The following is a 24,194-nucleotide window of genomic DNA, read 5'->3' as shown; positions in this document are numbered from 1 at the left end:
GGCTTGTTGGTGGCGGCGCGGGAGCGCCGCAGCACGATCGGCACCTGGCCAAACGAGAAGATGGCGTCGCGGCGTTGGAAATCCTCGAGCGTGCGCCCTTGCCGACCCGATCGACTGCGGCAGGCCGACGCTGGTCGCCTCATGGCACATGTTCGAGCAGTCGGGGAAGTTATTCGTGCCGCAGGCGCGCACGAACAGCTGGTACAAGAAAGCGGCTTCGTTGGAGGCGCGGCCCGAAGTCTTCGCGCTGCCACAACTCGCTGACGCTGTGTTTGGCAAAAAACTCGGGCGTGACGCGCTTGTTGGTCGCTTCCCACGACACCGCCTTGGCGCCGTTCTCGCAGAAGTCGGACGAGGACCCTGCGCGCGGATCCGGCCAGGCCCAGCCCGGGCAATCGAAGCCTTCCGGCTGGTTCACCTGCGGCATGATGGCGGTGCGGCCGTCCGACATTTCGCCTTACAGCGCCTTGGCGACCGCCTGCAGCGCACCCCAGCCGGCGGCCGGGCCGCCGTACTGGCCGATCCCGGGTACGTCCTTGCGTGTCATGCATCCTGCTGATCAATCAGAAGAATCATTCTACGTCGATGGTCAAAGTGGCCAGTTTCGAATTACACATTGCAAGATCGATCGTCGCGGCGTTCCAATGCGGACTCAGTGGCATGCCCCGCTGCCCTTGTCCGGCGGCGCCACCCCCAGCGTGGTGACCCGGCTCGACTCCAGGAATTCCCAGTCGTAGCCGCCGTCGCGCAGGCGCAGTTTCAGCACGCCGGTGCGGCTGGCGTCGCGCAGCTCGCTGTGCTTGACCGTCAGCAGGAAGGGCGTCGGGTAGGCGCCGCCGGTGCCGACCACGAACTGGCGCATGCCGCGCGCTGCGTCGACGTGGCCGTCGGCGTCCTGCGGCGCGAAGCGCTCGTAATCGTGGTCGTGCCCGGACAGCACCAGCTCGGCGCCGGCGCGATACAACAGGTCCCAGGCGTCGCGCATGATCGGCTGGCTGCCGTGTCCGCCCGAGCTGTACAGCGGGTGGTGCCAGAACGCCAGCGTGCAGCGCGCCGGGTGGCTGGCCAGGTCGGCGCGCAGCCATGCGATCTGGGCCGCGTGCGCGTCGCCCGTCACGTTGCTGTCGAGCGAAACCACGTGCCAGGCGCCGATCTCGAGGCTGTACCAGCCGTGCGCGGCGCGCGCGCCGAAGTAGCGGAAATAGGGACCGGCGCCGCGCGTGTAGTACTCGTGGTTGCCGGGCGAAGGCCAGGTACGGTCCTTGAAGCGGCCCCAGGTCGGCGCGTAGCAGTCGGTGAATTCCTTCATCGCGCCGACCGGGTAGGTGTTGTCGCCCAGGGTCAGCACCACCGCCTGCGGATCGGCCGCCAGGCCGGCGGCGACGGTGTCGGCGGTGCCGGCGGCGGCCGCGTACTTCGGGTCGGGATAGGCGCAGCGGGCGATGTCGCCGACCGCGTAGACCGTCACGCCTTCATGTGGAGTAGCCGCCGCCGAAGCGGCCGGCGCAGCATGGGCCGCGCCGCAGGCGAACATGCCGGACCAGGCGGCGAGGAGGGCGGCATGTGGCAGCCGCCGCGCCAGCAAACCCGGCATCCTTATTCGAGGAAGCGCAGCAGGCCGTTCAGGGCATGCGCCACGGTCTGTTCGCGCACCGCGTGGCGGTCGCCGGAGAACACCAGGCGTTCGGTGTGGGTGGCGCCGCCCCTGGACCAGCCGAAGCAGACCGTGCCGACCGGTTTGCCCGGCACCGCGCCGCTCGGGCCGGCGATGCCGGTGGTCGAGACCGCGACGCCGGCATTGCTGTTGGCGACCGCGCCCTCGGCCATCGCGCCGGCGACTTCGACGCTGACCGCGCCGAACTGGGCGATCAGGGCCGCCGGCACGTCCAGCATCTCGCTCTTGGAGGCGTTCGAATAGGTCACGAAGCCGCACTCGAACCAGCCGGTCGAGCCGGGAATCTCGGTGATCGCCTGGGCCACGCCGCCGCCGGTGCAGGATTCGGCGGTCGCCATCAACAGGCCCTTGGCCTCCAGCGCCCGGCCGACCTTGGCGGCCAGGTCAAGAATATCGTTCGTCACGTGTCGCTCCTCTGTCTGCGCCCGGGTTCGTATGGGGTATGTGGCGGCTTCATTCTACGCGCCCTGGCCGGCCACGGCGCCGGAAAATTAATGGAAAGCCATGCATAGTGCATTAAGATGTCGTAAATGTATTTATCGTTGACACTATTTTTTATGTTCCGTGCGACATTTCCTGCACCTCTGGGCTATCCTCATTCTCTGCGGGCCGATCCCCGCAGCTCATTTTTATTTCTGTAGGACCTGACATGCCGTGCTACCGTTTCGCGCATGACCACATGGGACCGGTCCGTTCGTGATGGCGTTCTCCTTCGCGGCCGCCCGGCCCACCCGCTGGATGGCCTTGTGCCTGCTGTTCGCCGGCGCCGTCCATGCCCAGCCTGGCGCCGGGCCTGTCGAGCGGCCCAGCCCCGAGCGCAAGACCAAGGCCGCCTACCTGTACCGTTTCGCCGCCTTCGTCGAGTGGCCGGCCGTGGCCTTCGCGCGTCCCGACAGTCCGCTCCTGATCGGCATCGCCGGCGACGACGCGCTGGCGGCGCTGGTCGAACAGTCGGTGGCCGGGCGCAGCGTGCGCGGCCATCCGCTCGCGGTGCAGCGCCTGGGACCCGGCGCCGACGCGCGTGAGCTGCACATCCTGTACGTCACCGGCCTCGATGCGCCGCCGCTGCTGGCGCAGGCGCGCGGACGCCCGATCCTGACCGTATGCGACATGCCGGACGAGCCGCTGGCCCAGGCCGATGGCTGCGTGGTCGATTTCGTCCAGGTCGGCGAACACCTGCGCTTCCACGTCGCGCGCGAGGAAGCGGCGACGGCCAAGCTGCGCATCAGCGCGCGCCTGCTGGCGGTGGCGCCATGATCCGGATGAATTCGATCCGCAAGAAGCTGGTGGCGATCGTGATGTCGACCACGCTGGCGGTGCTGCTGGTCTCGGTCGGCGTCGTGGTCGCCTACGACCTGCGCAGCTACCGCGAGGCGCAGCTCAACGACCTGTCGACCCAGGCCGAGCTGGTCGGCCACATGACCTCGGCCGCGCTGGCCTTCGACGACCCGCGCCTGGCGCGCGAGAATCTCGCCTTGCTGCGCTCGCGCCCATCGGTGCGCGCGGCCGCGATCTACGACGACACCGGCGCGCTGTTCGCATCCTACGAGGCGCCGGGGGCGTCCGCGAGCTTCCCGCAGCGTGCGGGCCAGGAAGGCCACGTGCGCGACGGCGACGACCTGGTGCTGTTCAAGCCGATAGCGGAAAACGGCGACCGCCTCGGCACCGTCTACCTGCGCTCGCACAACATGCTGATCGAGCGCATCCGCGACTACCTCCTGATCTGCGCCGGGGTGACGCTGCTGGCGCTGGTCACCGCCTTCATGCTGGTGCTGCGCCTGGGCCACACGATCACCACGCCGATCGACGCCATCACCACCATCGCGCGCGAAGTCGTGGCGCGGCGCGACTACTCGCGCCGGGCGCCGCGCATCAGCGAGGACGAGGCGGCGGCGCTGGTCGATTCGTTCAACGCGATGCTCAGCGAGATCGAGCAGCGCACCCACGCGCTGGAAGAGTCGAACCGCGAGATCGCGCGCGAGGCGCAGGAGCGCGCCCGCGCGCAGCAGGAAGTGATGCGCCTGAACCAGCAGCTCGAAGGCCGCGTGCAGGAGCGCACCATGCAGCTCGAACTGGCCAACGCCGAACTCGAACTGGCGATCGAGGAGGCGCGCGAGGCCAACCAGGCCAAGTCGGCGTTCCTGTCGTCGATGAGCCACGAACTGCGCACGCCGCTCAATGCGATTCTCGGCTTCGCCCAGATCCTGTCGTCCAACGCGATGCCGACCACGCCCGAGCAGAAGACCGAATTCGCCGGCCACATCCTCAAGTCCGGGCGCCACCTGCTCACCCTCATCAACGAGATCCTCGACCTGGCCAAGGTCGAGGCGGGCGCGGTGGCGCTGTCGATGGAGCCGGTCGACGTGGCCGAGATCCTGGCCGAGTGCCGCACCATGATCGGCCCGCTGGCGGCAGCGCGCGGCATCGTCGTGCGCTTTCCCGAGTCGCTCGGCGGCGTGGTGCAGGCCGACCGTACGCGCCTGAAGCAGGTGCTCCTGAACCTGCTGTCGAACGCGGTCAAGTACAACCGCGACGGTGGCGTGGTGACGGTCGAGTGCACCCAGGCGGGCGCGCGCCTGCGCCTGTCTGTGCGCGACACCGGCATGGGCCTGAGCTCGGACCAGCTGGCTGGCCTGTTCCAGCCGTTCAACCGGCTCGGCCAGGAAGGTGGCACGCAAGAGGGCACCGGCATCGGCCTGGTGGTCACGCGCCGCCTGATCGAACTGATGGGCGGCACGATCGGCGTGGCCAGCAGCCCGGGCGCCGGCAGCACCTTCTGGATCGAGCTGGCCACCGCCGAGCCGGAGACCCCCGCCGTGCTGCCGGCCCCGGCGCCCGGCAGCGCGGACGGCGCCGCCCCGGCGGCATCTGGCGCGCACCTGATCCTGTACATCGAGGATAATCCTGCCAACCTGCGTCTGGTGCAGGAAATCGTCGCCTACCGGCCCGACCTGCGCCTGCTGTCCGCGCCGGACGGACCGATCGGCTTGTCGCTGGCGCGCAGCCATCGCCCCGAGCTGGTCCTGACCGACCTGAATCTGCCGGGCATGAGCGGACTCGAGGTGCTGGCCGAACTGCGCCACGACCCGGCCACCGCCGCGATACCGGTGATCGCGCTGACCGCCAACGCCATGCCGCGCGATATCGAGCGCGGCCTGGCGGCCGGCTTCACGCGCTACCTGACCAAGCCGATCGACATCGAACAATTCAATGAGGCCATCGACGGCGCGCTGGCCCAGCGCGCCGCCGCCGAAAAAACAGCCCCATGAGGACAGCCCCATGATTTCGCAAACCGACATTCGCCGCGCGCGCATCCTGGTCGTCGACGACGAACCGGTGAACGTGCAGCTGCTGGAATTCCTGCTCAAGACCAGCGGCTACGAACAGGTGCAAAGCACCACCGACCCGCGCCAGGTGGCGGCGCTGCACCTGCAGTACCGCTTCGACCTGATCATCCTCGACCTGCAGATGCCGCACATGGACGGCTTCCAGGTGATGGAAGCCTTGAAGCCGATGGAGCGCGAAGCCTGGCTGCCGGTGCTGGTCGTCACGGCCGAGCCGGACAAGAAACTGGCCGCGCTGGAAGCCGGCGCGCGTGACTTCATCGGCAAGCCCTTCGACACGGTCGAGGTGCTCACGCGCATCCGCAACCTGCTGGAAGTGCGCCTGCTGCACCGCGAATCGCGCGAGCACGGCGCGCGCATGGAGCGCAAGGTGCGCGAGCGCACCGCCGAGCTGCAGCGCTTCCGCGGCGCGCTCGACGCCACCGCCGACGCCATCTTCCTGGTCGACGGGCGCAGCATGGCGATGGTCGACGTCAGCGACGGCGCCTGCCGCATGCTCGGCTTTTCGCGCGACGCGCTGCTGCGCATCGACCCGGTGGCGCTCGGCCTGGCCGAGCGCGCCCAGCTGGAGCGCTACGGCGACCCGGTCTCGGCCTCGCACGAGCACGACATCGTCGAGACCGAGCTGCTGCGCGCCGACGGCCAGGGCGCGGTGCCGGTCGAGATCAGCTGGCAGCTGCAGCAGCTGACCGACATGCGCATGCTGATCGCGGTAGCGCGCGACATCAGCGAGCGCCGCGTGGCGCAGCAGCACCTGGAGCACATGGCGAACTACGACCGGCTGACCGGCCTGCCCAATCGCACGCTGTTCTTCCAGACCCTGAGCGACACGATCGAGCTGGCGCAGGACAAGAACTGGCGCATCGCGGTGCTGTTCATCACGCTCGACCGCTTCAAGGTCGTCAACGATTCGCTCGGACCGGCGCTCGGCGACGAACTGCTGCGCCAGTTCAGCATGCGCCTGGTGCACCGCGTGCGGCGCGACAGCGTCGGCCGCCTCGGCGGCGACGAGTTCGCGCTGATCCTGACCATGAGCCGCGAGCAGCACGAAGAGGAAGCGGTCAGCGTCGCCAACGAGGTGCGCGAAGCCTTGCGCGCGCCGTTCGACCTGAACGGCCAGCAGGCCGGACTGACCGCCAGCATCGGCATCGCGATGTACCCGGACGACGCGCTCGACCCCGACACCCTGGTCAAGTACGCCGACGTGGCGATGGTACGCGCCAAGGAGGCCGGGCGCGACGGCTACCGCTTCTTCACCGCCGGCATGAACGTGCAGGTGCTGGCGCGCCTGGACCTGGAAGTGGCGTTGCGCGCCGCGCTCGACGGCGAGCAGTTCGAACTGCACTACCAGCCCAAGCTGGACCTGAACACCGGCCGCGTCACCGGCGTCGAGGCGCTGCTGCGCTGGCGCCGACCCGGCCACGGCCTGGTGTATCCGGCCGAGTTCGTGCCGGTGCTGGAAGACACCGGCATGGTGGTGCGCGTCGGCGCCTGGATCATCGACGAGGCCTGCCGCCAGATCGCGGCCTGGAACGCGTCCGGCGTGCGCGACGTGCGCGTGGCGGTGAACGTGTCGAGCCGCCAGTTCGTCGAGGGCGACCTGGAAGGCGACATCCGCACCGCGCTGGACAGGTACAGGGTCGACCCGGGCCTGATCGAACTGGAGCTGACCGAGAGCGCGCTGATGTCGAACTTCGAGCACACGATCGAGGTGCTCGACAGCCTGAAGCGACTCGGCATCCGCATCGCGATCGACGACTTCGGCACCGGCTACTCGAGCCTGGCCTACCTGAAGCGCTTCCCGATCGACAAGCTGAAGATCGACATCGCCTTCGTGCGCGACATCACCACCAATCCGGACGACGCGGCGATCGCGATGGCCATCATCAGCATGGCGCACAGCTTGCACATGCAGGTGATCGCCGAAGGCGTCGAGTCGCGCGCGCAGATGGTGCTGCTGCGGCGCCACTTCTGCGACGAGATCCAGGGTTTCCACATTTCGCGCGCGCTGCCGCCCGACGAGCTGGGCCAGCTGGTGCTGGAGAACCGCGCCCAGCCGAGCCGCCCGACCGCGGACGACCGCAACGTCCAGACCCTGCTGGTGGTGGACGACGACGTCAACGTGCTGTCCGCGCTGCACCGCCTGTTCAGGCGCGACAATTACCGCGTGCTGACCGCGGCCACGCCGGCCGAGGGCTTCGAGCAGCTGGCGCTGCACCACGTCCAGGTGATCCTGTGCGACCAGCGCATGCCGATGATGAACGGGATCGAATTCCTGAGCAGGGTGAAGGAGATGTACCCGGACACCATGCGCATCATCCTGTCCGGCTACGCCGGCGTCGACACCGTGCTCGATTCGATCAACCGCGGCGCGATCTACCGCTTTTATACCAAGCCGTGGAACGATAAGGAATTGCGCGACAACGTGCGCCTGGCGTTTCGCCAGTACTGGCTGACGCACGGGCCGCACGACGACCGCAAGGCGCCGCGCGACGAGGCCGTGGCGTGAATCAGCTGAAGTGATCCCAGCCGCGCAGCTGCAGATCCAGCGGCGCGCCGGCACCGTCGACCAGCCGCAATCCGGGGGCTGAATCGATGGTGCCCACACGCGTGACCGCGGTGGCGCAGGCCGCACCGGCCGCCAGGATCGCATTGCGCTGCACAGCCGGTGCCGTGAAGCACAGCTCGTAATCGTCGCCGCCCGCCGCCGTGAAGCGCCGGCGCAGGGCTTGCGGCTGGCGCGCCAGCACCGGCCCGGCGGGCAGCGCATCCAGGTCGAGCGTGGCGCCGGCTTTTGACGCCGCCAGGATGTGGCCGAGATCGCCCACCAGCCCGTCCGAGATGTCCAGCGCCGCATGCGCCAGGCCGCCCTCGGCCAGCGCGCGCCCGAGCGCCACGCGCGGCGCGGGCGCGTGCAGGCGCGCACTCGCGCGCGCGCGGTCGTCCCCGGCCAGCGTCAGCTCATTCAAGTACGCCGCCAGCGCCAGGCGCGCGTCGCCCAGCGTGCCCGAGATCCAGATGTCGTCGCCGGCTTGCGCGGCATCGCGCCGCAGCGCCTGGCCGGGGTTGATCTCGCCGAAAATGGTGATGCAGATGTTGAGCGGACCCTTGGTGGTGTCGCCGCCCACCAGTTCGCAGTCGAAGGCGTCGGCCAGCGCGAACAGCCCGTTCGAGAAGCCTTCCAGCCAGGCCGGATCGGCGGCGGGCAGGGCCAGCGCCAGCGTGAAGCCGAGTGGGGTCGCGCCCATCGCGGCCAGGTCGGACAGGTTCACCGCCAGGCATTTGTGGCCGAGCGTAACCGGGTCGGCGCCGGCAAAGAAATGGCGGCCTTCGACCAGCATGTCCGACGAGACGGCAAGCTGGCGGCCGGGGGAGGGCGCCAGCAGCGCGCAGTCGTCGCCGATGCCGAGCACGGTGTTGGCGCGCGCTGGACGCTGGCGCTGGAAGTATTGCTTGATGAGGTCGAATTCGGAGAGCATCCCCGGATTTTAATCCTGCATCACTGATCCGACATCACTGAACCGGCATCACGCGCTATGCAGCGGCGAGGCCAGGAGCGTTTGCAGCGCCGCGCGGACACCGTGCGCGTCGATGGTCTCGGCCAGGCGCAGGTAAGCGTCGACGAACACCGGATGCGCGCGCAGGCGTAGCGCGCCAGCAGCGTCGCCAGCGTGGCGGCGTGAAACACCGGGATCTTGGCGGCGCCGTCGTGGGCCACGCGCAGCAGCTGGTCGGCCACCGCCGGGTTGGCGAAGCGCTCCAGCACCGTGCCCTTGTAGGCCTGCAGCGACACGCCCGGCGGCGGCGTCAGGTGCGGGATGACGTCGTGCTCCATGAAGCGGCTCAGCAGGCGCCGCAGCAGCGGATCGCGCATCGCTTCCGGCACGGTGCGGTAGCCGTACTGCAGCGCCGGATACGCCAGCAGCATGTGCGAGGCGTTGAGCATGCGTCCCTTGACCGCCTCGTAGGCGTGCACGTCGTCGCTGAACGTCACCCCGGCGAAGGCGAGGTCGGGGCGGCCAGCGCTGAATTTATCTTCCAGCACCCACTGGGAGAATGGCTCGGCCACCGCTGGCTGGGCATCGTCGGCGCCCAACAGCTCGGCGATGCGGTCGCGCTGGCGCTCGGAGACGCCGGGCGCGATGCGGTCGACCATGCTGTTCGGGAAAGCGGCGTGGGCGCCGATCCAGTCGGCCAGGTCGACGTCGAGCGCGCGCGCGAACGACAGCACGGCGTGGCGCGCAGTGTCGCCGTTGCTGCGCAGGTTGTCGCAGGAGAGCACGGTGAAGGCCGGCAGGCCGGCGGCGCGGGCGGCGCCGCCTGGCTGCCGCTGCACCGCGAATTCGCGCCGGCCCACGACCTGCTGCTCAAGGCGGCGCAGCGCTGAGGCGCCGGCAAGTCAGCGCCCGGTCTTCAGGCGTCGCATTCAGGGCTTCGAGCGCCTCGCGATAAAGCTTCCGGTAGGAATTATTATTTTCAGCAGGATGTTATCGCGGCAGGCGCCTGCGCCGGGCCAAGCCCGGTTTCTATCCGGTTGGTAAAAATACGTAGCCGATCCAACCATTGCCTCTGCTAGAATCGTAGGCCCGTTAGTAGAGTGAGGCCGCATAGCATGGATTCGTCAATCGATAAAAAAGAAGAATTACGTCAGCAACTGCGTGCTGCAGCGCTCGAATATCACCAGACTCCCCGCCCCGGCAAGATCGCCGTCACCCCGACCAAGTCAGTCCTGAACCAGCGCGACCTGGCGCTGGCGTACTCGCCCGGCGTGGCCGCGCCCTGCGAAGAGATCGTCAAGGACCCGGCCAACTCGTATAAATACACGGCGCGCGGCAATCTGGTCGCGGTCATTTCCAACGGCACCGCGGTGCTCGGCCTGGGCAATATCGGGCCGCTGGCCTCGAAGCCGGTCATGGAAGGCAAGGGCGTCCTGTTCAAGAAATTCGCAGGCATCGACGTGTTCGACATCGAGATCAACGAAACCGATCCGGACAAGCTGATCGAGGTGATCGCCGCGCTCGAACCGACCTTCGGCGGCGTCAACCTGGAAGACATCAAGGCGCCCGAATGCTTCTACATCGAGCGCAAGCTGCGCGAGCGCATGAAGATCCCGGTCTTCCACGACGACCAGCACGGTACCGCGATCATCGTCGGCGCCGCGATCCTGAACGGCCTGAAGGTGGTGAATAAGGACCTGAAGAACTGCAAGCTGGTGGTGTCGGGCGCCGGCGCCGCGGCGCTGGCCTGTCTCGACCTGATCGTCGACCTCGGCTTCCCGATCGAGAACATCTTCGTCACCGACCTGGCCGGCGTGGTCTACAAGGGCCGCACCGAACTGATGGACCCGGACAAGGAGCGCTTTGCCCAGGACACGCCGCACCGCTCGCTGCGCGAAGTCATTCCGGGCGCCGACATCTTCCTCGGCCTGTCCGCCGGCGGCGTGCTCAAACCCGAGATGGTCGCCGAGATGGCGCCGAACCCGCTGATCCTGGCGCTGGCCAACCCGAATCCGGAGATCCTGCCGGAAGACGCGAAAGCGGTGCGCGACGACGTGATCATCGCGACCGGCCGTTCGGACTACCCGAACCAGGTCAACAACGTCCTGTGCTTCCCCTACATGTTCCGCGGTGCGCTCGATTGCGGCGCGAGCACCATCACGCGCGAGATGGAAATCGCGGTGGTGCACGCGATCGCCGAACTGGCGCACGCCGAGCAGTCCGACATCGTGGCATCGGCCTACGGCATCGCCAACCTGTCGTTCGGTCCGGAATACCTGATCCCGATGCCGTTCGATCCGCGCCTGCTGACCCACATCGCGCCGGCCGTGGCCAAGGCCGCGATGGAAGGCGGCGTCGCCACCCGTCCGATCGCCGACCTCCAGGCGTATGCCGAGAGCCTGCAGCAGCTGGTGTACCGCAGCGGCAGCTTCATGAAGCCGCTGTTCCAGATCGCCAAGAGCACGCCGCCCGAACTCAAGCGCATCGTCTACGCCGAGGGCGAGGACGAGCGCGTGCTGCGCGCGGTGCAGGTGGTGGTCGACGAGAACCTGGCGCGCCCGATCCTGGTCGGCCGCCCGGCGGTGCTGGAAAAGCGCATCGAGAAGTTCGGCCTGCGCCTCAAGAAGGGCGTGCACTTCGACGTCATCAACCCCGATTTCGACGAGCGCTACCGCGACTACTGGCAGACCTACCACCAGATGGTGATGCGCAAGGGCGTGACCGTCGACATGGCCAAGCTGGCGATGCGCCGCCGCCATACCCTGATCGGCGCGATGATGATCCACAAGGGCGATGCCGACGGCATGATCTGCGGCACCTATGGGATCACCGACGCGCACCTGGAGTTCATCGACAAGGTGCTCGGCAAGCGTCCGGGCCGCAACGTGTACGCGGCGATGAACTTCGTCATCACCGAAGAGCGCCAGCTGGCGATGGTCGACACCCACGTCAACGTCAACCCGACGGCCGAAGAACTGGCCGAGATCACCGTGATGGCGGCCGAGGAACTGGAGCGCCTGGGCATCACGCCGCGCGTGGCGCTGCTGTCGCATTCGAACTTCGGCACCTCGAACAGCGAATCGGCGCAGAAGATGCGCGCCGCGCTGGCGCTGGTGCAGCAGAAGGCGCCCGGCCTCGAGGTCGACGGCGAGATGCACGGCGACGCCGCGCTCGACACCAAGCTGCGCAACAAGATCATGCCGCAGTCGACGCTCAAGGGCGACGCCAACCTGGTCGTCATGCCGAACATCGAGTCGGCCAACATCGCCTACAACCTGCTCAAGACGGCGGCCGGCAACGGCATCGCGGTCGGTCCGGTGCTGCTCGGCTGCGCGCGTCCGGTGCATATCCTGACGCCGTCGGCGACGGTGCGCCGCATCGTCAACATGACGGCGCTGTGCGTGGTGGATGCGATCTCGGAACGCTGATCGGCGCGCAATCCGGATTGCCGAAAGGACCGCTTGCGGTCCTTTTTTTCGAGGATTGGAGTGTAATGGTGATAATTGATGACATTTCATGAAGTTGTTACGAAGCGTCATAAATTAGTAACAATGCATAATTTTGTGCCGTCCCTAAAATTTTTCATGGGATAATTGAATCCTACAAATTAATACTTGCATAAAATTTCTTTTGTGCAAGAGCAGGCAGGGCTCTGCTACAATATCGGGTTGTCGGAATACTATTTCCGCACCGTTTCTTGATGTCCGCCGTTACGCCATGACAGCGGTAGCGATGGCTTTCGAACCACTACCTATATTTACTAGAACATGCAAACAACGAAAAAGGCCGTGATCACGGGCATTACGGGGCAGGATGGTGCTTATCTGGCGCAACTGCTGCTTGAAAAAGGCTATCAAGTCACCGGTACGTTCCGTCGCTCCAGCTCGGTCAATTTCTGGCGCATCGCCGAACTCGGCATCGAGCAGCACCCGAACCTGTCGCTGGTCGAGTACGACCTGACCGACCTGTCCTCCAGCATCCGCCTGATCGAATCGGTGCGCCCCGACGAGGTGTACAACCTGGCGGCGCAGAGCTTCGTCGGCGTGTCGTTCGAGCAGCCGGTCACGACCGCCTCGATCACCGGCATCGGCGCCGTCAACCTGCTCGAAGCGATCCGCATCGTGCACCCGAAAGCGCGCTTCTACCAGGCATCGACTTCCGAGATGTTCGGCAAGGTCCAGGCCGTGCCGCAAATCGAGAGCACGCCGTTCTACCCGCGCAGCCCGTATGGCGTGGCCAAGCTGTATGCGCACTGGATGACCGTGAACTACCGCGAATCCTATGACATCTTCGGCAGCTCCGGCATCCTGTTCAACCACGAGTCGCCGCTGCGCGGCCGCGAGTTCGTCACGCGCAAGATTACCGACTCGGTCGCCAAGATCGTGCTGAACAAGCTCGACGTGCTCGAACTGGGTAACCTGGACGCCAAGCGCGACTGGGGCTACGCACGCGAGTATGTCGAAGGCATGTGGCGCATCCTGCAGGCCGCTCAGCCCGATACCTACGTGCTGGCCACCAACCGCACCGAAACCGTACGCGATTTCGTGACCATGGCGTTCAAGGCGGCCGGTATGGGCGTCGAGTGGCAGGGCCAGGGCGAGAACGAAACCGGCCGTTGCAGCAAGACCGGTAAAGTGCTGGTGCGCATCTCTCCGAAGTTCTACCGTCCGGCCGAAGTCGAGCTGCTGATCGGCGACGCGTCCAAGGCCGAGCGCGAGCTGGGCTGGAAGCCGCAGACCACGCTCGAGCAGCTGTGCCAGATGATGGTCGACGCCGACCTGCGCCGCAACGAAATCGGCTTCTCGTTCTAAGATGAGCGGCCTGGTTTCGGACGCCGGCGCGCGTGCGCATGACGCGCGCGAAGGCGAAGGCAAGCGCGCGCTGATCACGGGCCTGCACGGCTTCACGGGTCACTATGTGGCGCGTGAACTGGCCGCCGCCGGCTACCGGGTGTTCGGCACGGTGCTCAGCGGCGACGCCACCGGCCCGGACATCTTCAACGTCGACCTGCTCGACCGCGCTGCGCTGGCAAGCGTGGTCGAGCAGGTGCGCCCCGACGTCGTGGTGCACCTGGCGGCGATTGCCTTCGTGGCGCACGACGACGTCGACCAGATGTACCGCGCCAACGTGGTCGGCACCCGCAACCTGCTGGACGCACTCGCCGCTGGCGGCCACACGCCCTCGTGCGTGCTGCTGGCGTCGTCGGCCAACATCTACGGCAACGCCGACGTCGGAGTCATCGACGAGCACGTGGCGCCGATGCCGGCCAACGACTACGCGGTCAGCAAGCTGGCCATGGAGACCATGGCGCGCCTGTGGATGGACAAGCTGCCGATCGTGATCGCGCGGCCCTTCAACTACACCGGCGTCGGCCAGGGCGAGAACTTCCTGCTGCCCAAGATCGTGTCGCATTTCCGCAAGGGGGCGCGCCGCATCGAACTGGGCAACCTGGCGATCGCGCGCGACTTCTCGGACGTGCGCATGGTCGCCGGCGTCTACCGCCGGCTGCTGGCCGCCGCGCCCGTGGGCGAAGCCTTCAACGTCTGCTCCGGACGCTCGTACTCGCTCGAGAGCACGATCGACATGATGAGCGACATCGCCGGCTACCGCATCGACGTGCACGTCAACCCGGCCTTCGTGCGCGCCAACGACGTGTTGACCCTGGTCGGCAGCAATGCCAAGCTGGCCGGCGCCATCGGCGCGTTCGAGCCGATCCCGCTGGTCGAAACGCTGCGTTGGATGTACCAGGCTTGACCACGATTTCATGCGTGTCCTCCATTTCTGCAAGACCTACTTCCCGGACTCCGTCGGCGGCATCGAACAGGTGATCCGCCAGATGTGCGTGAGCACCGGCCGCCTGGGCGTGACCAACCACGTGCTGTCGCTGTCGCGCAAACCCGGGCGCGAGCTGGCGCCGATCGAGTTCGAAGGCCACACCGTGCACCGCGCGCATCTCGACTTCGAACTGGCGTCGAACGGGGTGTCGCTGTCCGCGATCGGCAAGCTGGCGCGGCTGGCGCGCGAGGTCGACGTGGTGCACTACCATTTCCCGTGGCCGTTCACCGACATGGCCCACTTCATGGCGCGCATCGACAAGCCGACCGTGCTGACCTACCACTCGGACATCGTGCGCCAGAAGACGCTGCTGCGCTTCTACCAGCCGCTCAAGCACCGCTTCCTGCAGAGCGTCGACTCGATCGTCGCGACGTCGCCCAACTACCTGGCCTCGTCGGCGGTGCTGGACCGTTACCGCGACAAGACGCGCGTGATCGCCTTCGGCCTGGACAAGACCAGCTACCCGGCCCCCGACCCGGTGCGCCTGGCCCACTGGCGCGCCCAGGTCGGCCCCAAGTTCTTCCTGTTCGTCGGCGTGCTGCGCTACTACAAGGGCCTGCACATCCTGCTCGAAGCCGCCGCCGGCACCGATTACCCGGTGGTGATCGTCGGCGCCGGCCCGATCGAGCAGGAGCTCAGGGCGCACGCGGCGCGCCTCGGTCTCAAGAAGGTGATGTTCGTCGGGAAGCTCGACGAGGCCGACAAGGTCGCGCTGCTCGAGCTGTGCTACGCGGTGGCGTTTCCCTCGCACCTGCGCTCGGAAGCCTTCGGCATCTCGCTGCTGGAAGGCGCGATGTTCGGCAAGCCGATGATCTCGAGCGAGATCGGCACCGGCACCACCTACATCAACGTGCACGGCGAAACCGGGCTGGTGGTGCCGCCGTCCGACCCGCAGGCCCTGCGCGCGGCGATGACGGCGCTGTGGAACGATCCGCAGATGGCGGCCGAGATGGGGCGCCGCGCCGAAACGCGCTACTGGCGCCTGTTCACGTCGGAACAGATGGCCGACGACTACACTGCGCTGTACCGCGAACTGGCGGCGCGCAGGGTGCGGGTCGGCCGGACGGCGACCGCGCCGCTGGGCTGATCAAGCCGCTTTCTGCTCGGCCGGGGCCTCTTCGGCCCAGCGCTGGCGGATCGCGCGGATCGCCGGCATCTGGCAGACGAACAGGTCGACCAGGGCCGGGTCGAAGTGCTTGCGCTTCTGCTGCACCAGGAACTCGATCGCCGCTTCTTCGGTCCAGGCCTTCTTGTACGGCCGCACCGAGGTCAGGGCGTCGAACACATCGGCGATCGCGCAGATCCGCCCTTCGAGCGGGATGTCGGCGCCGGCCAGGCCTTTCGGATAGCCGCTGCCGTCCCATTTCTCGTGGTGGGTGAGGGCGATGTTGCGCGCCAGCGCCAGCATGCCGCCATGGTGCTCGCCGATGATCTCGGCGCCGATCGTGGCGTGGCTCTGCATGATCTTCCATTCGTCCGGATCGAGTGGACCGGGTTTTTGCAGGATGCGGTCGGGGATGCCGATCTTGCCGACGTCGTGCATCGGCGCGGCGTGCAGCAAGTCGTCGGCCTCGATCTCGGACATGCCGGCCGCCAGGCCCAGGATGCGCGCGAAATGGCTCATGCGGATCACGTGCAGGCCGGTCTCGTTGTCCTTGTATTCGGACGCCAGGCCGAGGCGCTGCACGATCTCCAGGCGCGAGGCGCGCAGCTCTTCCATGCGCACCAGCGACAGGTGGTTGCGCACGCGCGCGCGCACGATCGGCGGGCTGACCGGCTTGGTGATGTAGTCGACCGCGCCGGCCTCGAAGCCTTCCAGCTCGTCGTCGGTATCGTTCAGCGCGGTGACGAAGATCACCGGGATCGACGCGGTGCCCGGGTGGGCCTTGAGCGCGGCGCACACCTCGTAGCCGCTCATCCCCGGCATCATCACGTCCAGCAGGATCAGGTTGGGGCGCTCCTCGCGCGCCAGCTCGAGCGCGCGCGGGCCGTCCTTGGCGAAGCGCAGGCGGTAGTGGTCTTGCAGGATCTGGCGCAGCAACTGCAGGTTGCTGGCCTCGTCGTCGACCGCCAGGATCAGCGGCAGGGTCACGGTGGTCATTGGGTCATCTCCTGTGCCAGGTCGTCCATGGCCTCCAGCACGGCGTCAAGCTGCTGCAAGGCCAGGTCGAAATCGAAATCGGAAAGCGCGGCATGTACCTGCGCCACGCGTGCGGCCAGCGGATGGCCGGTGACGGCGACCGCCAGGCCGGCCAGCGCGGCGTCGTCCAGCGCGCCGCGGCGCAGCGCTTCGCGCAATACCTTGCCGGCGCGTGCGGCGTGCTCCAGGTCGGCGCCCGGCGCGGCGGCGGCCGGCTGGCCGGCGCCCTGGCCCGGAGCGCGGCCCGGCAGCGCGGCGCGCACGGCGGCCAGCGAGTCCTCCAGCAGCGCAGCCAGCTCGCCCAGCGCGTCCTGGAGCGCCGCGTCGGCGCCCGTGAACAGGCGGCCGCTGTCGCCGTCGACCAGGCCTTCCAGGCCGACCAGGGCGTCGGCCAGGCGCTCCAGGCCGAGGTTGGCGGCCACGCCGCGTATCTTGTGGGCCAGCATGCGCAGCGCGCGATAGTCGGCCGAGGCGCCTTGCTGCGCCAGCAGCTGGGCCAGGCCGGCGTGCTGGCGCTCGAAGTGCGCCAGCGCTTCCAGGTAGGCGTCTTCCTTGTCGCTCCAGCGGCGCAGGCCGGCCTGGCGGTTGAACAGGTGGCGCTCGACCGCCGGCAGGTCGGCGTCCGCCTGCTGGCCGTTGCCCAGGCCGAGCACGCGCGCGATCTCGTGCGACAGCGTGAACCAGTCGACCGGCTTGCTGGCGAAGCCGTCCATGCCGGCGTCCACGCTGGCGCGGCGGTGCTCGTCCAGCACGCTGGCGGTCATGGCGATGATCGGCACGCGCTGGCGGCCGGCGGCTTCGGCCTGTGCGCGGATCAGGCGCGTGGCCGACAGGCCGTCGATGGTCGGCATCTGGAAGTCCATCAGGATCAGGTCGAACGCCTCGCGCGCGGCCAGTTCGACCACGGCGGCGCCGTCGCTGGCCGAGGTCATGGTGTGGCCGCGGCGCGCCAGCAGCAGCTGCAGCAATTCCTGGTTCTGCGGGACGTCGTCGGCCACCAGCACGCGCAGCGGCGGCAGGGCGGCGGCGGTGCGCACGCGCGGCTGCTGCGGCGCGAAGCGCGCCAGTACCAGCGGCAGCACCACGTGGAAGGTGGTGCCCTGGCCCGGTTCGCTCTCGGCCCAGATGCGCCCGTCCATCAGCTCGACCAGCTGCTTGCTGATGGTCGTGCCCAGGCCGGTGCCGCCGAAGCGCCGCGTCATCGAGGCGTCGGCCTGCGTGAACGGCTCGAAGATCGCGGCCAGGCGCTCCGGCGCGATGCCGATGCCGGTGTCGCTGACGGCGAAGTGCAGCTGCTCGTCCTTCAGCTCGGCGCGCAGCGTGACGCTGCCCTTGGCGGTGAACTTGATCGCGTTGTCGAGCAGGTTGGTCAGCACCTGGCGCACACGCAGCTCGTCGCCGCGCAGGCAGGTCGGCAGCGCCGGATCGTACTGGACGTCGACGTGCAGGCCCTTGGCGCGCGCATTGGCCGCCAGCGTCGAGGACAGCTCGTCGATCAGGGAGAGCAGGTTGTAGTCGTTCTGCTCGAGCTCCACGGCGCCTTTTTCCAGCTTGGCGGTGTCGAGGATCTCGTTGAGCAGGCGCAGCAGCGAACGGCCGGAGCTGCGGATGGTGTCCAGGTGGCGCCGCTGCTCGGCCGGCAGTTCGCCGTCCAGCAGCACGTCGGTGAAGCCGAGGATCGAATTCATCGGCGTGCGGATCTCGTGGCTCATGTTGGCCACGAAGCTGGCGCGCGCGGCGGCGGCCTGCTCGGCCTTGTCCTTGGCGTCGCGCAGCGCCTCTTCCATCACGCGGCGCTCGGTGATGTCGAGCACCACGCCGTCCAGCCATTGCAGTTCGCCGTCGTCGGCGCGCACCGGCGTGCCGTTTTCCCACAGCCAGCGGGTGCTGCCGTCGGCGTGCAGCAGGCGGTATTCGACCAGGTAGGGACGGTCTTCGCGCAGCGCGGCCGCGATCTCGTCCGATACGCGCATCCGGTCCGCCGCATGGATCAGGGCGGCGAAATTGCGGCGCGGCTTGACGCCGATGAAGTCGGCGCTGGTGTAGCCGGTCACGCGCTCGACCGCGTCGCTGATGAACACCAGCTGCTGCGCGCCGCTGGCCAGGCTGCGGTAGGAAATGCCGGGGATGTTGCCGATCAGCGAACGGAACTGCTGCTCGCTGGCGGCCAGCGCCTGCTCCATCGCGCGGCGCTCGCTGATGTCGGTGATGAAGCAGACGAACAGGTCGCGCTTGTCCAGGCGCGCATGGCCGACCGCGCGCCGGATCGGCACGATGCTGCCGTCCTTGCGGCGCCCGGTGACGTCGGCGCTGGCCGCGCTGGCGGTGATCGCGCCGGTCTCCAGCGAACGCAGCAGGCCGACCCGTTCCGAATTGTCTTCGTTGCCGATCAGGACGCGGATGTTCTGGCCGACGATTTCGTCGCGGGTCCAGCCGTAGATGCGCTCGGCCGAGGCGTTGAATTCGAGGATGGTGCCGTCGCGGTCGACCGTGATCACGCCGTCCACCGTGGTGGTGAGCAGGGCGCGCATCCAGGCTTCGCTCCTGGACAGTTCACGGAACAGCTGGCGGTAGCGCAGCAAGCCGTTGGCGGCCACGACGAAGATCGTGAAGGCGACCACGATCAGGCTGATCGCCAGCGCCAGGAAGGTGCTGGGACCGCTCGCCTTGGCGCTGGCCAGCGGGTGGCCGACGAAGCGCGCCGCGGCCATGCCGGTGTAGTGCATGCCCGAGATCGCCAGGCCCATCACGATCGCCGCCAGCAGCAGGCGCTTCGATTCGGTCAGCCCGCGCAGGTTGGACAGGCCGAAGCGCACGTACAGCGCGAGCGTCGCCAGCACCACCGCGACCACGATCGACAGCCCGAACATGAACGGGTCGTAGCGCAGCTCCATGCCCATGCGCATGCCGGCCATGCCGGCGTAGTGCATCACGCCGATGCCGGCGCCCACCAGCACGCCGCCGGCCACGAGGCCCCAGCCGCGCAGGCGCTCGCGCGCGATCAGCGTCAGCGCGACGAAGGCCGCGCCGATGCTCGGCAGGTTCGACAGGATGGTGATGGTGGGGTCGTAGTCGACCTCGGTGCACAGGTCGAACGCCAGCATGCCGATGAAATGCATGGCCCATACGCCGGCGCCGAGCGCCAGGCTGCCGGTGGCCAGCACCAGCCAGCGCTGGCTGCGGTTGGCCGCCGCCTGGCCGGCGATCTGCAAGCCCATCCAGGACGAGAAAATCGCCACCAGCACCGAAAGCGCGACCAGCTTGGGCGTGTACAACCCATAGCTGAGCAGCGATGGGTCGGAAGGAATCGTGAAGATGTCGAGCATGGGCGTGGATCGTTAAGCGATGCAGTCAGTATGTCACTTTCCATGGGGAAAGTCTTTAAAAATCAGCAAAAACGATACTTGTCCAGAAACGGTTGTCGCAGGTGCGCCACCCAAGTTGCCGAGCTGTCATCCATTCAGCGGCTTGCGGCGCTGTGCGACCTTGTCGCCGTGCTTTCGTTAAGATGCGACATCGTTGACCGGCGCTTGTCGCCGTTTTTTCCGACTCTTGCCGAGCCCACCGTGACCACGCTGATTCCGACCGACCGCTTTTCCTTCAACTCGCACCGCATGCTGGCGCTGCGCGACACCGTGCTGCGGGTGTGGGAGGACCATGTGGTGGCCCGGCTGCCGCGCGCGCAAGGCGTCAGCCGGCCGGTGCTCACCGACACCATGCCGGTCATGTACGAGCGCCTGTGCGCCGCGCTGACGCCCGATTATTTCGAGCGCGACGGCCTGGAGGTGTCGACCCTCGGCGCCGAGCACGGGGTCGAGCGCGCCAACCTGACCGACTACGACGCCGACACCATCGTCGCCGAGTTCCAGCTGTTCCGCGGCGTGCTGTTCGACGTGGTCGATGCGCACGACATCGACCTCACCACGCCGGAGCGGCGCGCGCTGCACCTGACCATCGACGCCGCCGTGCGCGAAAGCGTGCGCGCCTTCGTCGTCGCCGGCAACGCCCTGCGCGAACGCGTCGCCGCCGCCCTGGCGCACGACCTGCGCCGGCCGGTGTCGAACGTCACGCTGGGCGCCAGCCAGATCCTGCAGATGGGCGCGGCGCCCGGGATCGCCGAACTGGCCGAGCGCATCCTGCGCAACGGCGAGCGCATGGAGGCGATGCTGGGCGAGCTGCTCGAGACCCTGGCGATCCGCTCCAGCGACCGTCTCCAGCTCGAGCTCGAGCAGTTCGACCTGCTGGCGCTGGCGCGCACGGTCGCGCAGCGTGCGCGCGATTACGGCGGCGCCGACGTCGCGCTCAGCGGCGAACCGGTCACCGGCTGGTGGAACGGCGCCGCGCTCGAGCGCGCCCTGGAAATCCTGTTGACCAACGCGCAGCGGCAGGGCGAGCCCGGCACGCCGATCGAGATCAAGGTCGGCACCGACCTCGGGCGCGCCATCCTCACCGTGCGCAACCACGGCAAGCCGATCCCGAAAGAGGATTTCGAAGCCATCTTTGAGCAATTCGTGCGCACGCAGGATGCCGCCGAATCGGCCACCGGCAGCTGGGGCGTGGGCCTGCCCTACGTGCGCACCGTGGCCCAGAGCCATGGCGGCAGCGCGGTCGTGTTCAGCGACGCGGCCGCGGGTACGGTGTTCGTGATCGACGTGCCGGTGGATGCGCGGCCATTCCAGGGCGACCGCGCCTGATATTTTCGTCGACCACATCAACCTGATGACCCGGTTGATGTGCATCAATGATTTTCATGGTGCAACTCCATAACCTTCTCTTCGCTAACAACAACACGAAGAAAGGTCATATCATGAACAAGTCGATGATCACCGCGCTCGGCCTTGCCGCCGGTCTGCTTGCCGCCACCGCCCAAGCCGAGCCGCAGTCCCCTGCCGGCGATTCCCCCTGGCTGCTGCGCGCCCGTGCCGTGCGCATCGCCCCGGCCAACGAATCCGACCCGGTCGGCGGCGTCGGCGCCAGCGACCGCCTGCATGTCAGCGACAAGTGGATTCCCGAAGTGGACGTCAGTTATTACTTCACGCCGCACTGGGCTGCCGAACTGATCCTGACGGTTCCGCAAAAGCACACGGTCACGCTGGATGGCGCCAGCATCGGCACCTTCAAGCACCTGCCGCCGACCCTGACCGGGCAATACCATTTCCTGCCGGGCGCGGCGGTAGATCCCTACCTGGGCGCCGGCATCAATTACACCTTGCTGTCCAAGGTCGAGCTGCTCGATGGCGCCGCCAGGCTGGAACACGACAGCGTCGGGCTGGCGCTGCAAGCCGGCGTCGACGTCAAGCTGGACGGGCGCTGGTCCTTCAACTTCGACGTCAAGAAGCTGCAACTGCGCAGCGACGTCGAGATCGGCGGCGCGCGCGCCAGCCGCGTCAAGGTCGATCCGCTGCTGCTTGGCGCGGGCCTGGGCTACCGCTTCTGAGTATCGGCCATGTCAATCCACCCCTTGCACGACGTAGCCTTCGATGCCGACCTGCTGGCGCGCCTGGGCACGTCCGGTCCGCGCTACACGTCCTACCCGACGGCGGACCGGTTCGACGCGGGTTTCGATTACCGCGACTACCTGCATGCCGTGGCGGACCAGCGTAACCGCGGCGTGCGCAAGCCCTTGTCGGTGTATGTCCACGTGCCGTTCTGCGATACGGTCTGCTACTACTGCGCCTGCAACAAGATCGTCACGCGCAAGCGCGACAAGGCGGCCACCTATCTCGGCTACCTGAAGCGCGACATCGAGATGCAGGCGCGCCTGTTCGAGGGCATGAACGACGTCGCGCAGCTGCATTTCGGCGGCGGCACGCCGACCTACCTGAGCGACGTGCAAATGGACGAGCTGATGGCGCACCTGCGCCGCTGCTTTCGCTTCGCCGCCGATGCGGTGGGCGAGTATTCGATCGAGGTCGATCCGCGCACGGTCTCGCCCGCGCGCGTGCACCGCCTGCGCGCGCAGGGCTTCAACCGCATCAGCCTGGGCGTGCAGGACTTCGACGCCGACGTGCAGCGCGCGGTCAACCGCGTCCAGCCGGAAGCGCAGACGCGCGCCGTCATCGACGCGGCGCGCGCCGCGGGCTTCCGCTCGGTCAGCATCGACCTGATCTACGGTTTGCCGAAGCAGACCGAGGCGACGATGGAAGCGACGCTGGCCAAGGTGATCGCGGCCGATCCGGACCGGATCGCGGTCTATCATTATGCCCATCTGCCGCACGTGTTCAAGCCGCAGCGGCGCATTCTCGATGCCGACATGCCGGACAGCGAGGCCAAGCTGCGCATGCTGCGGCTGTGCATCGAACGGCTGACGGCGGCCGGCTACGTCTACATCGGCATGGACCATTTCGCCAAGCCGGACGACGAGCTCGCGCTGACCCAGAGCCGCGGCCGGCTGCAGCGTAACTTCCAGGGCTATTCGACGCACGCCGATGCGAACATGGTGGCGTGCGGGGTGTCGGCGATCGGCGCGGTGGGGGCGACCTACAGCCAGAACGCCAAGGACCTGGACGCGTATTACGACGCGATCGACCGCAACGAGCTGCCGGTGGTGCGCGGCGTGCGCCTGTCGATGGACGATGTGCTGCGGCGCAGCCTGATCCACACGCTGATGTGCCAGTTCGAGCTGTCGGTATCGGCGTTCGAACAAGCGTTTCCGATCGTCTTTGCCACCTATTTCGCGCCCGAGCTGGCGCAGCTGGCGGCACTCCAACGCGACGGCCTGGTGACGCTGACGCCGGAAGCGATCAGCGTGACGCCCAAGGGACGGCTGCTGATCCGCAACGTGTGCATGGTGTTCGACCGCTACCTCGCGCCGCACGGCGACGGGGCGCGCCACTCGCGTACCGTGTAGTCACGCCATCGGCTTGCACTCTTCGGCGCCGGAGGCCAGGGCCTTCAGGCGCGCGATGTCGAGCAGGGTGATTTCACGCCGGTCGATCTCGACCAGGCCGAGCTTCCTGAAGCGCGACAGCAGGCGGCTGATGCTTTCGATGGTCAGGCCGAGGTAGTTGCCGATGTCTTCGCGCGACATGCGCAGATGAAAACTGTGCGGCGAGTAGCCGCGCGCCGCGTAGCGCGCCGACAGATTGACCAGGAAGATCGCGAAGCGTTGTTCGGCGCGCATGTTCCCGAGCAGGAGCATGACGTTTTGCTCGCGCGTGATTTCCTGCCCCATGATCCGGTGGAAATGGCGCAGCAGCGTGGGCAGCTGCACGAACAGCTCTTGCAGGCCGTCGAACGGAATCTCGCAGACTTCGCTGTCTTCCAGGGCGACGGCGTCGCAATGATGGCGGTCGGTGCTGATCGCATCCATGCCGAGCAGGTCGCCGGCCATCTGGAAACCGGTGATCTGGGTGCCGCCGAAGGCGTTCAGCTGGCTGGTCTTGAAGTGGCCGAAGCGCACCGCGTACAGGTTGCGCAAGGGCTCGCCGGTTTCGTACAACTTGTCGTTGGCGCCGACGCGGCGCCGGTTGCCGATCAGCTTGTCGAGGCGGTTGATGTCGCCATCGTCGAGGCCCATCGGCAGGCAAAGCTGGTGCATGCTGCACGCCAAGCAGCTTTTCTTGAGCACATTGATGTTGAGCGCGTCCATGGTCGGTTCGGTCCTGATCGGGTCTCGCATCATTATAGTCGCCGCCGGGCGCTCGGCCGGCCGGCATCGCGCCGGTTTTCCGGCAGCAGGGCGCCCGATGTGGGCTACTTGA

At 67.6% G+C, this 24,194-nt stretch carries 17 protein-coding genes and 1 pseudogene; 10 read left to right on the top strand and 8 right to left on the bottom strand.

Annotated features, from left to right (window positions below; genetic code table 11):
• Nucleotides 1-38 precede the first annotated feature (38 nt).
• From FA90_RS25810 to FA90_RS16350, 3 genes and pseudogenes are all read right to left on the bottom strand, one after another.
• A pseudogene (locus FA90_RS25810) lies at nt 39-547 on the bottom strand (CbbBc protein); the annotation flags it as partial.
• Nucleotides 548-652: 105 nt separating this feature from the next.
• Nucleotides 653-1,594 (bottom strand): metallophosphoesterase, encoded by a 942-nt coding sequence (locus FA90_RS16355; RefSeq protein ID WP_081933890.1) that lies wholly within the window; start codon nt 1,592-1,594, stop codon nt 653-655.
• A 2-nt stretch (nt 1,595-1,596) separates the two neighbouring features.
• Nucleotides 1,597-2,079: a CinA family protein gene (locus FA90_RS16350; protein ID WP_036170431.1), complete on the bottom strand. Its 483-nt coding sequence runs from the start codon at nt 2,077-2,079 to the stop codon at nt 1,597-1,599.
• A 295-nt stretch (nt 2,080-2,374) separates the two neighbouring features.
• On the opposite strand from FA90_RS16350, the gene FA90_RS16345 reads away from it, so the two are divergent.
• From FA90_RS16345 to FA90_RS16335, 3 genes are read left to right on the top strand one after another with little or no spacing between them, the layout of a single operon-like run.
• On the top strand, nt 2,375-2,932 hold the full coding sequence (locus FA90_RS16345; protein ID WP_036170429.1) for a YfiR family protein: 558 nt from the start codon (nt 2,375-2,377) through the stop codon (nt 2,930-2,932).
• Nucleotides 2,929-4,944, top strand: a complete 2,016-nt coding sequence (locus FA90_RS16340; RefSeq protein WP_036170427.1) for an ATP-binding protein — start codon at nt 2,929-2,931, stop codon at nt 4,942-4,944. The genes FA90_RS16345 and FA90_RS16340 overlap by 4 nt, the downstream gene beginning before the upstream one ends.
• A 10-nt stretch (nt 4,945-4,954) precedes the next feature.
• Nucleotides 4,955-7,528: an EAL domain-containing protein gene (locus FA90_RS16335; protein WP_036176045.1), complete on the top strand. Its 2,574-nt coding sequence runs from the start codon at nt 4,955-4,957 to the stop codon at nt 7,526-7,528.
• A gap of 1 nt (nt 7,529) precedes the next feature.
• Here the strand turns inward: FA90_RS16335 and thiL are convergent, their stop codons facing one another.
• Complete coding sequence (gene thiL / locus FA90_RS16330) at nt 7,530-8,498, bottom strand: thiamine-phosphate kinase (protein ID WP_036170425.1); 969 nt, start codon at nt 8,496-8,498, stop codon at nt 7,530-7,532.
• A gap of 20 nt (nt 8,499-8,518) precedes the next feature.
• A complete protein-coding gene (locus FA90_RS16325) occupies nt 8,519-9,376 on the bottom strand; it encodes a mannitol dehydrogenase family protein (RefSeq protein ID WP_051971866.1) in 858 nt (285 codons plus the stop codon).
• 255 nt (nt 9,377-9,631) lie between these two features.
• On the opposite strand from FA90_RS16325, the gene FA90_RS16320 reads away from it, so the two are divergent.
• The 4 genes from FA90_RS16320 to FA90_RS16305 all read left to right on the top strand — a co-directional run bounded on the left by FA90_RS16320 (nt 9,632) and on the right by FA90_RS16305 (nt 15,438).
• Complete coding sequence (locus FA90_RS16320) at nt 9,632-11,944, top strand: NADP-dependent malic enzyme (RefSeq protein ID WP_036170423.1); 2,313 nt, start codon at nt 9,632-9,634, stop codon at nt 11,942-11,944.
• Nucleotides 11,945-12,283: 339 nt separating this feature from the next.
• A complete protein-coding gene (gmd, locus tag FA90_RS16315; RefSeq protein ID WP_036170421.1) occupies nt 12,284-13,327 on the top strand; it encodes a GDP-mannose 4,6-dehydratase in 1,044 nt (347 codons plus the stop codon).
• A gap of 1 nt (nt 13,328) precedes the next feature.
• A complete protein-coding gene (locus FA90_RS16310) occupies nt 13,329-14,270 on the top strand; it encodes a GDP-mannose 4,6-dehydratase (protein ID WP_036170419.1) in 942 nt (313 codons plus the stop codon).
• A gap of 10 nt (nt 14,271-14,280) precedes the next feature.
• The gene (locus FA90_RS16305) at nt 14,281-15,438 is read left to right on the top strand and encodes a glycosyltransferase family 4 protein (RefSeq protein ID WP_036170417.1); all 1,158 of its coding nucleotides are present in this window, start codon (nt 14,281-14,283) and stop codon (nt 15,436-15,438) included.
• Here the strand turns inward: FA90_RS16305 and FA90_RS16300 are convergent, their stop codons facing one another.
• Together FA90_RS16300 and FA90_RS16295 are read right to left on the bottom strand one after the other, a co-directional pair.
• A complete protein-coding gene (locus FA90_RS16300; protein ID WP_036170415.1) occupies nt 15,439-16,452 on the bottom strand; it encodes a two-component system response regulator in 1,014 nt (337 codons plus the stop codon). It abuts the gene before it with no gap.
• A complete protein-coding gene (locus tag FA90_RS16295) occupies nt 16,449-19,817 on the bottom strand; it encodes an MHYT domain-containing protein (protein ID WP_036170413.1) in 3,369 nt (1,122 codons plus the stop codon). The genes FA90_RS16300 and FA90_RS16295 overlap by 4 nt, the downstream gene beginning before the upstream one ends.
• 240 nt (nt 19,818-20,057) lie before the next feature.
• Between FA90_RS16295 and FA90_RS16290 the strand changes: the two genes are divergently transcribed.
• The 3 genes from FA90_RS16290 to hemN all read left to right on the top strand — a co-directional run bounded on the left by FA90_RS16290 (nt 20,058) and on the right by hemN (nt 23,341).
• On the top strand, nt 20,058-21,185 hold the full coding sequence (locus FA90_RS16290) for a sensor histidine kinase KdpD (protein ID WP_051971865.1): 1,128 nt from the start codon (nt 20,058-20,060) through the stop codon (nt 21,183-21,185).
• Nucleotides 21,186-21,298: 113 nt separating this feature from the next.
• Nucleotides 21,299-21,928 carry an OmpW family protein gene (locus FA90_RS16285; protein ID WP_036176037.1) on the top strand — a complete coding sequence of 210 codons (630 nt, stop codon included), beginning with the start codon at nt 21,299-21,301 and terminating at the stop codon, nt 21,926-21,928.
• A 9-nt stretch (nt 21,929-21,937) separates the two neighbouring features.
• A complete protein-coding gene (gene hemN, locus FA90_RS16280; protein ID WP_036170412.1) occupies nt 21,938-23,341 on the top strand; it encodes an oxygen-independent coproporphyrinogen III oxidase in 1,404 nt (467 codons plus the stop codon).
• Here hemN and fnr read toward each other — a convergent pair whose 3' ends face one another.
• Complete coding sequence (gene fnr / locus FA90_RS16275; RefSeq protein ID WP_036176034.1) at nt 23,342-24,112, bottom strand: fumarate/nitrate reduction transcriptional regulator Fnr; 771 nt, start codon at nt 24,110-24,112, stop codon at nt 23,342-23,344. It lies immediately after the preceding gene.
• Nucleotides 24,113-24,194: the final 82 nt, after the last annotated feature.

Origin of the sequence: Massilia sp. 9096 (genome assembly GCF_000745265.1) — a bacterium.
In the GTDB taxonomy this organism is placed as follows: Bacteria; Pseudomonadota; Gammaproteobacteria; order Burkholderiales; family Burkholderiaceae_D; genus Telluria.
The sequence above is the reverse complement of the archived record's forward strand: the minus strand, read 5'-3'. Positions and strand labels throughout refer to the sequence as shown.

Excerpts from the sequence above, each read along its gene's own strand:
- FA90_RS16295 (WP_036170413.1), bottom strand. The coding sequence starts at position 19,817 with ATGCTCGACATCTTCACGATTCCTTCCGACCCATCGCTGCTCAGCTAT.
- FA90_RS16310 (WP_036170419.1), top strand. The coding sequence starts at position 13,329 with ATGAGCGGCCTGGTTTCGGACGCCGGCGCGCGTGCGCATGACGCGCGC.
- FA90_RS16320 (WP_036170423.1), top strand. The coding sequence starts at position 9,632 with ATGGATTCGTCAATCGATAAAAAAGAAGAATTACGTCAGCAACTGCGT.
- FA90_RS16300 (WP_036170415.1), bottom strand. The coding sequence starts at position 16,452 with ATGACCACCGTGACCCTGCCGCTGATCCTGGCGGTCGACGACGAGGCC.
- thiL (WP_036170425.1), bottom strand. The coding sequence starts at position 8,498 with ATGCTCTCCGAATTCGACCTCATCAAGCAATACTTCCAGCGCCAGCGT.
- fnr (WP_036176034.1), bottom strand. The coding sequence starts at position 24,112 with ATGCGAGACCCGATCAGGACCGAACCGACCATGGACGCGCTCAACATC.
- FA90_RS16305 (WP_036170417.1), top strand. The coding sequence starts at position 14,281 with ATGCGTGTCCTCCATTTCTGCAAGACCTACTTCCCGGACTCCGTCGGC.
- FA90_RS16335 (WP_036176045.1), top strand. The coding sequence starts at position 4,955 with ATGATTTCGCAAACCGACATTCGCCGCGCGCGCATCCTGGTCGTCGAC.
- FA90_RS16285 (WP_036176037.1), top strand. The coding sequence starts at position 21,299 with ATGAACAAGTCGATGATCACCGCGCTCGGCCTTGCCGCCGGTCTGCTT.
- hemN (WP_036170412.1), top strand. The coding sequence starts at position 21,938 with ATGTCAATCCACCCCTTGCACGACGTAGCCTTCGATGCCGACCTGCTG.
- FA90_RS16345 (WP_036170429.1), top strand. The coding sequence starts at position 2,375 with ATGGCGTTCTCCTTCGCGGCCGCCCGGCCCACCCGCTGGATGGCCTTG.
- FA90_RS16355 (WP_081933890.1), bottom strand. The coding sequence starts at position 1,594 with ATGCCGGGTTTGCTGGCGCGGCGGCTGCCACATGCCGCCCTCCTCGCC.
- FA90_RS16340 (WP_036170427.1), top strand. The coding sequence starts at position 2,929 with ATGATCCGGATGAATTCGATCCGCAAGAAGCTGGTGGCGATCGTGATG.
- gmd (WP_036170421.1), top strand. The coding sequence starts at position 12,284 with ATGCAAACAACGAAAAAGGCCGTGATCACGGGCATTACGGGGCAGGAT.